General features: G+C 33.2%; 10 protein-coding genes and 2 tRNA genes. 2 read left to right on the top strand and 10 right to left on the bottom strand.

Annotated features, from left to right (window positions below; genetic code table 11):
- Positions 1-3: 3 nt before the first annotated feature.
- The 7 genes from Q0409_RS06065 to porC form a co-directional block, all read right to left on the bottom strand.
- Positions 4-810, bottom strand: coding sequence for a hypothetical protein (locus Q0409_RS06065; RefSeq protein WP_298536099.1), 807 nt, complete (start codon positions 808-810; stop codon positions 4-6).
- 214 nt (positions 811-1024) lie between these two features.
- The gene (locus Q0409_RS06070; protein WP_298536101.1) at positions 1025-1453 is read right to left on the bottom strand and encodes a 4Fe-4S dicluster domain-containing protein; all 429 of its coding nucleotides are present in this window, start codon (positions 1451-1453) and stop codon (positions 1025-1027) included.
- 10 nt (positions 1454-1463) lie between these two features.
- Complete coding sequence (locus tag Q0409_RS06075) at positions 1464-1964, bottom strand: 4Fe-4S dicluster domain-containing protein (protein WP_298536103.1); 501 nt, start codon at positions 1962-1964, stop codon at positions 1464-1466.
- A 12-nt stretch (positions 1965-1976) separates the two neighbouring features.
- A complete protein-coding gene (porB, locus tag Q0409_RS06080) occupies positions 1977-2843 on the bottom strand; it encodes a pyruvate synthase subunit PorB (protein ID WP_296856338.1) in 867 nt (288 codons plus the stop codon).
- 1 nt (position 2844) lies between these two features.
- The gene (gene porA, locus Q0409_RS06085) at positions 2845-3993 is read right to left on the bottom strand and encodes a pyruvate synthase subunit PorA (protein WP_298536105.1); all 1149 of its coding nucleotides are present in this window, start codon (positions 3991-3993) and stop codon (positions 2845-2847) included.
- A gap of 40 nt (positions 3994-4033) precedes the next feature.
- Positions 4034-4276 (bottom strand): pyruvate synthase subunit PorD, encoded by a 243-nt coding sequence (gene porD, locus Q0409_RS06090; protein WP_292789376.1) that lies wholly within the window; start codon positions 4274-4276, stop codon positions 4034-4036.
- A gap of 42 nt (positions 4277-4318) precedes the next feature.
- Complete coding sequence (gene porC / locus Q0409_RS06095) at positions 4319-4840, bottom strand: pyruvate synthase subunit PorC (RefSeq protein ID WP_295608543.1); 522 nt, start codon at positions 4838-4840, stop codon at positions 4319-4321.
- Between the two features lie 468 nt (positions 4841-5308).
- Here porC and Q0409_RS06100 point away from each other — a divergent pair, with 468 nt between their 5' ends.
- Positions 5309-5626 (top strand): transcription factor S, encoded by a 318-nt coding sequence (locus Q0409_RS06100; protein WP_298536108.1) that lies wholly within the window; start codon positions 5309-5311, stop codon positions 5624-5626.
- A gap of 169 nt (positions 5627-5795) precedes the next feature.
- Here Q0409_RS06100 and Q0409_RS06105 read toward each other — a convergent pair whose 3' ends face one another.
- The 3 genes from Q0409_RS06105 to Q0409_RS06115 form a co-directional block, all read right to left on the bottom strand.
- Complete coding sequence (locus Q0409_RS06105; RefSeq protein ID WP_298536109.1) at positions 5796-6710, bottom strand: hypothetical protein; 915 nt, start codon at positions 6708-6710, stop codon at positions 5796-5798.
- A gap of 341 nt (positions 6711-7051) precedes the next feature.
- A tRNA-Thr gene (locus tag Q0409_RS06110) sits at positions 7052-7124 on the bottom strand.
- Between the two features lie 30 nt (positions 7125-7154).
- Positions 7155-7237: transfer RNA gene (locus tag Q0409_RS06115), tRNA-Leu, on the bottom strand.
- Positions 7238-7579: 342 nt separating this feature from the next.
- On the opposite strand from Q0409_RS06115, the gene Q0409_RS06120 reads away from it, so the two are divergent.
- Positions 7580-7744, top strand: coding sequence for a 4Fe-4S binding protein (locus Q0409_RS06120; RefSeq protein WP_366940077.1), 165 nt, complete (start codon positions 7580-7582; stop codon positions 7742-7744).
- Positions 7745-7752: the final 8 nt, after the last annotated feature.

Consider the following 7752-nt stretch of genomic DNA (forward strand, 5'->3'; position numbering starts at 1 on the left):
ATACTAAAAACCATTAAAATTACAATTCACAACATGACAGAAGTCATCATAATCAAAACCATAACCCGGTTCATATTTATAGCATATCGCACCACCCCAAGATGCATCATTGCCAGTAAAATTACAATTTACAGCAGAACCGCCATATATAGCACCACCATACATTGCATAATTATCATTAAATGAACAATTCACAGCAGAACCATTAGCACCAGACCAGTAAATAGCACCACCATACTGATTTGCATTATTATCATTAAAAATGCAATTTACAGCAGAACCATTTGCACCAGACCAGTAAATAGCACCACCATAAATATCCTCAACATCATTAATATATGTTGCTTTACCATTTTTAAAAGTAATATTATTGATTATGACATTGTCAGCAGTGATATTGAATATACGTGCTTTGTTTGATCCGTCAATAGTTATGCCATTTCCATTAATGGTTACAGAACGGTTTATGACAATTCCCTTTTCAAACTTAGACCCGGAATCACCGAAAGTATAATCTCTTGTTAACTCAATTATAGAATCCTCATTGCCATTAATGGCGTGTTCTAATTGGTAAAATGTTCCTGGGTCTTCTGATAGTTCTGCTTCTCCATCTGCCTTGGCTAAAACATCGCCATCATCATTTTCATAAGAAATAAGTTCTTCATCAGAACTGCTCAAAGCACCAATATCATCAATGCTTTCATCCAAAATAGAATTATCGCTTGCAGCATCATCTAAAGCACTAATAGACGAAATGCTAATAAAGCCAACGAGCAATATTACTAAAAAAATAAACTTTTTATCTAGCATATCCCATCTCTCCTAATGTTTAGTTAATAATATCTATTCAACTATAATTATATAATATTTACTAAGAATAGTGAATAAATCGTGAGAAAAGAGAAATATCTATAAAAATTAATTAATAAATTAGTAAAAAATAGTAAAAATAGTAAAAATAGTTAAAAAATAGTTTAAAATAAAATAAAAAAAGAGAATTTTTAAAGAAATTAATCTTTAAAAATTACTTGAGTAAAGTTTGAATTTTCTTAAATCCTTCGGATATTTTATCCTGTTTATCATGAATTATCTTTTCTGTATCATTTGTGAGCGCATGAGTTGGACAAGCTTCAACACATTGTTGAGTGTCATAGCCTTCACAGAGATCACATTTGGTAGCTTGACCTATTTCATTAATGGTGATGGCTCCAATGGGACATACACTGTGACATAGTCCACAACCAATACATTTCTCTTGCTTGATAGTGATTGCTCCACCTAAAGCTACAATAGCTCCTTTTGGACATACAGCAAGACAAGGTGCTTTTTCAGGACTGCAATGCATACAGAATAAAGGGACACCATCATGAACACGAATTGCATTGTTAGGACAATTACGTTCACAAAGTCCACAATCTACACAAAGTTCTGGGTTAACTTTTAATTCATCCATTTCAACACCTCTATTCTCCATCTAATGGTTTTCTAGCTCTTGTATCAGTTGTAATGACACTGAGAAGACCTTTCTTCTTAGCCGGTTTATCCAAGCCATAGATTTTTTCAATGTGTTCTTTTTGTTTCCTTTTGATGACATTTGCAATGTCATGAACTGCAATAGCTCTTTTGGAACAAGCTTTAACACATGCAGGACCTTCTTCTCTGTCTGCACAATGATTACATTTGTGAGCATTGCTGTATTGAATGCTGATTGCACCAAACGGGCAAGCCATTGCACAGAAACCACAAGCAATACATTTAGTTACATCTACTCCTAAATTGCTCATTGCACCTGTTGGACAAATGATCTCACACGGAGCATCCTCACATTGTTGACAACGAATAGGGAAATAGGAACCGTCTAATTCATGAATAGTGATTCTAGGAACTCCATGGACTCCTTCACATGCTTTTTCGCAATCCTGGCATCCATCACATAATTCATTATCTACTATTAATTTCTCCAATAGAGACCCTCCTTAGATACCTAATTCTTCACATTGATTGTCAACGAATTCTTGGATTTCATTAATTTGTTCTTCTTTAAGATGTCTGAATCTTTTTTGAGCAGATAAGTATTCCACTACAGGTTTTCTTTCTTGAGGTCTGTAAGTTACTCTGAATTCACCGTTTTCAATTTCAAATAATCCCCATGCACCAGTTTCAACAGCAAGTCTACCTAATTGAATGGTCTGTTCAGGTTTGAATCCCCAACCGGTAGTACATGGCTGATGTAAGTGAATGTAAGCAGGACCTTTGGTTTCAGCTGCCTTTTTAACCTTTTTCATAAAGTCTTCAGGATATGAAATTGATGCTGTAGCCACATATGGAATTCCATGAGCTGCCATGATGAAAGCCATGTTTTTCTTAGGCTTGTCTTCACCAAAGCTTAAATTACCTGCTGGTGAAGTGGTTGTTGATGCACCGTAAGGGGTAGCTCCACTTCTTTGAATACCAGTGTTCATGTAAGCTTCGTTATCGTAACAGATATAGGTTATGTCGTGACCTCTTTCCATTGCACCGGATAATGATTGGATACCGATATCAGCAGTACCACCGTCACCACCGAAAGCAACAACATTAACATCTTCTTTACCTTGAGCTTTCAATGCTCTTTCTACACCGGAAGCCACTGCACCTGCGTTTTCAAAAGCAACGTGAATCCATGGGACTTCCCATGCAGTTTCAGGATAAGGGGATGTCATAACATCCAAACAACCAGTTGCACAAGCAACCACAGTGTTTCTGCCTAATGCCTTAAGAGCAAGCCTTACAGCAATAGCTGCTCCACAACCAGCACAGCCTCTGTGACCTGGTGCTAATAATTCTTCTTCAGGAAATTCCATATTATTCATCCTCCTTTAAGCCTAACCAAGTAACTTCTTTTACTGGATTTTTAGTTAATTCTACAGCTTCTTCAATGTATTCAGGAATTACGTCTCTTCCACCTAAACCTAAAATGAAACCATAGGTTTCCTTGTGACATTTGGTTTTTATGTCTGCGAAAAGAGCTCCTCCAATACCGAATGAGAAGTTTTTATCAAGTACAGCCAATTTATCTGCGTTTTTGGTTATTTCATCAATTTCCTCGAATGGGAATGGTCTGTAGGATCTGATTTTCAAGAGACCTACTTTTTCGCCTTTTTCTCTTAAGTTGTCAACTACATATCTTACTGTACTTGCCATTGAACCCATACAGACTAAGATGATTTCTGCATCTTCACATAAGTAGCTTTCAGTTAATCCGTATTCTCTTCCGAATTTTTCACCGAATTCTGCACCTACTTCCTTGATTACTTCCATTGACTTGTCCATAGCAACTTGCATGTCATGTCTTGCTTCTGTATAATATTCAGGGTCTGCAAAGTTACCTAAGGACATTGGTCTTTCAGGGTCAAGGTAAGCGAATTTAGGTACATATGGTTCAAGGAAGGTATCAACTTCAGCTTGTTCCAATAAGTCTACAGGTTCAACTGTGTGAGTTAAAATAAATCCGTCTAAACATACCATTACAGGTAACATAACTTCTTCATGCTCTGCAATTCTATATGCTTGAAGAATAGTGTCGAATCCTTCTTGAGCATTTTCCACATAAAGTTGAATCCATCCTGCATCTCTTTGTGCGATGGAATCTTGTTGATCGTTCCAAATGTTTAATGGAGCAGAAATTGCCCTGTTTGCATCTGCCATTACTATTGGAGCTCTCATACCTGCAGCTGCAAACAATATTTCATGCATTAACATTAAACCTTGAGATGAAGTAGCAGTAAATACTCTTACTCCTGCTTCGGAAGCTCCTAAAGTAGCACTAATTGCACTGTGTTCAGATTCTACTCTAATGTACTCTGCATCTAAATCCCCATCTGCAACGAATTGTGCGAGGTATTCAGATATGGTAGTTTGAGGAGTAATAGGGTAAACAGGAACAACTTGTGGTTTTGCTAACTTTACAGCTTCTGCAACTGCTCTATTTGTTGTCATAATTTCTTTTGCCATAAAATTTTCTCCACTCTTATTTTTTCTTTTAATAGCTTAGCTATTCTATTTCCATTTTAATAGCTTGAACTGGGCATTCTACTTTACAAATACCGCAACCTTTACAATAATCATAATCTATATCATGGTCTTTGTTTACGCATCCTTCTGGACAGAACATGATACAGTTATCACAATCTACACAAGCTTCTTTATCAAGGATTGGTTTAAAAGTTCTCCAACTCCCTGTTTTGTTTTTACGTGTACTTCCAGGTTCACTAATTGCACATCCAATAGAAACCATTTAATCACCTTTCATAAATTAATAAATTTTAAATACAGCCACCTAAGCCATATCGTAAGCTTTTTGAGCTGCTACTGCGTTTTTCTCTCCAATTGGACCTGGGAAAGTTTCCTTAATTACTTCAATAAGTGATTCAATACTTACTTCACCGGTCTTCTTAGCAAAGTATCCTAAAATAATGGTGTTTACAATGTTTACACCTAAAATTTCAAGTGCAATGCCTGTTGCATCCACATCAAATACCTTGTGACTTGCTGATTCGACCTTTTCATGAGTATTTATAATAACTTCACCATCTTCTTTCAATCCAGAATAAACATCGACAACACTTAAAAGACCATCGTCGAGAACTATCACATGATCAGGATTATAAACCTGATATCTTAAATTGATAGGTTCGCTATCGATTCTGGTAAATGCCATAACCGGAGCCCCTCTTCTTTCTACACCGAAGAATGGGAACGCTTGAGAGTATTTACCATCTTTAAATGCTGCCTTAGCTAAAATCTCTGCTGCAGTTACAGCACCTTGTCCTCCACGTCCGTGGAAGCGAATTTCAATCATTGATATTTCCTCCATTCTTTCATATACGATAATTAGTAAACATTGTATATACTATAACTTTTAATAAACATTGTATATAAATATGTTGATTTATCATGATAAATTATTACAAATTATTATGAATTTCCCAAAATTTTCTCATAAATATTAGATGTGATGAAAAATAGTGCATCGGAATTTGAAAAAATTGATAAAATTATTGATAAAGATAAATAAAGTTAATAATAATATAAAAATTTATATTATAAGAAAATAATAAAGAAACTAGTAAAATATTGAAAAATAATTTTTATGGAAATTTCATTAAATATCATGGAAAATTATTGAATTTTTTATGAGGAATTTTATAAATACCATTACAAATAATGATAAATTATTCAAAAATATCATGATAAAAATGATAGATTGGGAATGGTAAATTTATGAAAAAAATCTTTACAATAGAAACATAATTTTGGAGCAAAAATAATGAGATTCTGTCCGGATTGCGGTAAGATACTGATACCAAAGAACAATAAGCTGGAATGTGATTGCGGATATGTGGAAGAAATATCCGATGAAGACATCAAGGAAGAGTATCAGTTCGAAGGAGAGCGAAAGAAAGAGGTTGGAGTCATTGTAACTGACAATAACAATGTAGCTCTTCCTACAAAAGAGATTACCTGCTATAAATGCGGAGGAACAAAGGGATACTGGTGGACAGTCCAAACAAGATCTGCTGATGAGGCTCCAACATATTTCATCAGATGTGCAAAATGCGGTAACACCTGGAGAAGGTCCAATTAAAATTAATGGATTTTTTTAATTAATAAAAATTTAAAAAAGCAATAAGATTTAATAAAATTATAGATTTAAAATAATAAATTAATAAAGTAATAAAAATTAATAAAAAAAGAAAGCATATGGGAAAACATAGTTCCCATCATTTAAATTAAAAAAAATTACTCATTCTTATTTATTCAGATTCATCAAGAATATATAAATCCTGATAATCGTCCTCTTCAGCATCATATTCTGTTTTTACTCTTTTTAAGATTCTTTTTTTAATAGGGTTATTAGGATCCTCAGGATTATTTACCAAAATGACTTCCTCTTCATACATTGGAAGCGGTTCAGGATTTCTATTGGAATCATGATTTGAATTCTTAGATTTATGAGTAGGCCTATTGTAATGAGTGGATTGATTATGATTGAAGTCTCTATCATCATTAGCGTTTCTTCCAAATGAAGTGTCCACTTTTCTTGCATGAGGCTTTCTTGGCCTATGCTTATTGATGAATTCATTTGACTTGAAATATTCCTTATCTGAACTTATTAGTATATTGATTATCACAAGTGCCAATAAAACAATTACAACCAACGCAAACAATGAATCAAATGGAGCAAACACCGCATAGAATATTTTGGAAGTGATGCTTGAAATGTCCATAAGACCTCTTAAAAGCAACAATACCCCTACAATCAAAACAACAGTACCGTTACGTTTGTCAATATTGTTTGAATTGAAATATGGATAAGCTCCTAAAATGATTAAACCAATTCCCATCAATCTGAATAAGTTATTTGCTACAGCAGACTCCAGGAAATCAAATATCATGTCAAATCTGTAATGCAATGCTGACAAGAAGAATATCAATTCTATAATTCCTATTACAACCAATGGGAAAATATAAACTATCTCATTAGCCAATTTAGGTTTTCTCAAAGCACCTTCCTCAATTTTCTCTTCAGAGTAACCTGAAAGCAATTGATAGAGGAATGAACTCAATACAGATCCAATGATTGTACCGGAAACTCCTAAAACTGAAGTAAACAACGCTACAGTTCCAGAAATGAATGCCGCCATCATAACGTTAAAATGTTTAACCAAAAGTATCACCCATATTTTTTAATTTCTAAGTTTCATAATTTAATAAAAATCATAATAACTGCAAATAAAATTTACATTTCATCATATTTAAATTGATTGATAATGAATTCAAACTATCATGACTTAATAAATTCACAACAATAAACTCCAACGATGAATTCACAGCAAATGAAAATAAGAAAAAATAATCTTGTGATTATAAAAAACTTACAATTAGTATTTAAGGTATGATACCTTAGAGTATGATACCTTAAATAGACTAATTTAAAAAAAAAACAACTTTCGTTGAAAAAAAAATAAAAAAAACTAATTAATCCTTTTTGAATTAATTAGAAAAAAAGAGCCTTAGGGGGGATTCGAACCCCCGACTTCTACCTTACCAAGGTAGCGCTCTACCGGCTGAGCCACTAAGGCAGTAAAAATCGGAAAAAATCTATAAAAAAGTGCAAGGGAAGGGATTCGAACCCTCGTAGGTCTACACCAAAGGATCTTAAGTCCTTCCCCTTTGGCCGCTCGGGAACCCTTGCATAATAATTACAACAATATTATTTTAAACTTTATTCTATATAAATGTTATGGATATAAAAAATTTTTATTGAAAAATCCTAGATAAAAGCTTAAATTAAGGGACTTAGGCAGAAAATCATTAAGAAATAATCAAAAATTTACAAAGTTATATAAAGAAAAATGATTATATCTTAAAATAGTATTAAATAAAACTTTATTAAAGTAATTTTTATTAAGTATTATTTTATTAAAGCAATTATTTATTAAATTAATTTTATTAGATTTAAATTATTATAAGAATCAAAATTAGATTTTAATAATTTACAAAATTCACAAAAAATATTTTATGAGGCGATATATTGATAGTTATTGATTTAGATGAATGTGGAGTTTGTGAAAAATGCATACCCGTTTGTCCAAAAGACTTGATTGAGAAAAGAGGATACACAATGATCATTAAGGACGGCTGTGATGACTGTGGAATATGCATGGACATGTGTCCTTTAGGTGCTATTTACGAAGAATAGCTAAAAAA

Source organism: uncultured Methanobrevibacter sp., assembly GCF_937898925.1.
Taxonomy (GTDB): domain Archaea; phylum Methanobacteriota; class Methanobacteria; order Methanobacteriales; family Methanobacteriaceae; genus Methanobrevibacter.

Excerpts from the sequence above, each read along its gene's own strand:
- Q0409_RS06065 (WP_298536099.1), bottom strand. The coding sequence starts at position 810 with ATGCTAGATAAAAAGTTTATTTTTTTAGTAATATTGCTCGTTGGCTTT.
- Q0409_RS06070 (WP_298536101.1), bottom strand. The coding sequence starts at position 1,453 with ATGGATGAATTAAAAGTTAACCCAGAACTTTGTGTAGATTGTGGACTT.
- porB (WP_296856338.1), bottom strand. The coding sequence starts at position 2,843 with ATGGAATTTCCTGAAGAAGAATTATTAGCACCAGGTCACAGAGGCTGT.
- porA (WP_298536105.1), bottom strand. The coding sequence starts at position 3,993 with ATGGCAAAAGAAATTATGACAACAAATAGAGCAGTTGCAGAAGCTGTA.
- porD (WP_292789376.1), bottom strand. The coding sequence starts at position 4,276 with ATGGTTTCTATTGGATGTGCAATTAGTGAACCTGGAAGTACACGTAAA.
- porC (WP_295608543.1), bottom strand. The coding sequence starts at position 4,840 with ATGATTGAAATTCGCTTCCACGGACGTGGAGGACAAGGTGCTGTAACT.
- Q0409_RS06100 (WP_298536108.1), top strand. The coding sequence starts at position 5,309 with ATGAGATTCTGTCCGGATTGCGGTAAGATACTGATACCAAAGAACAAT.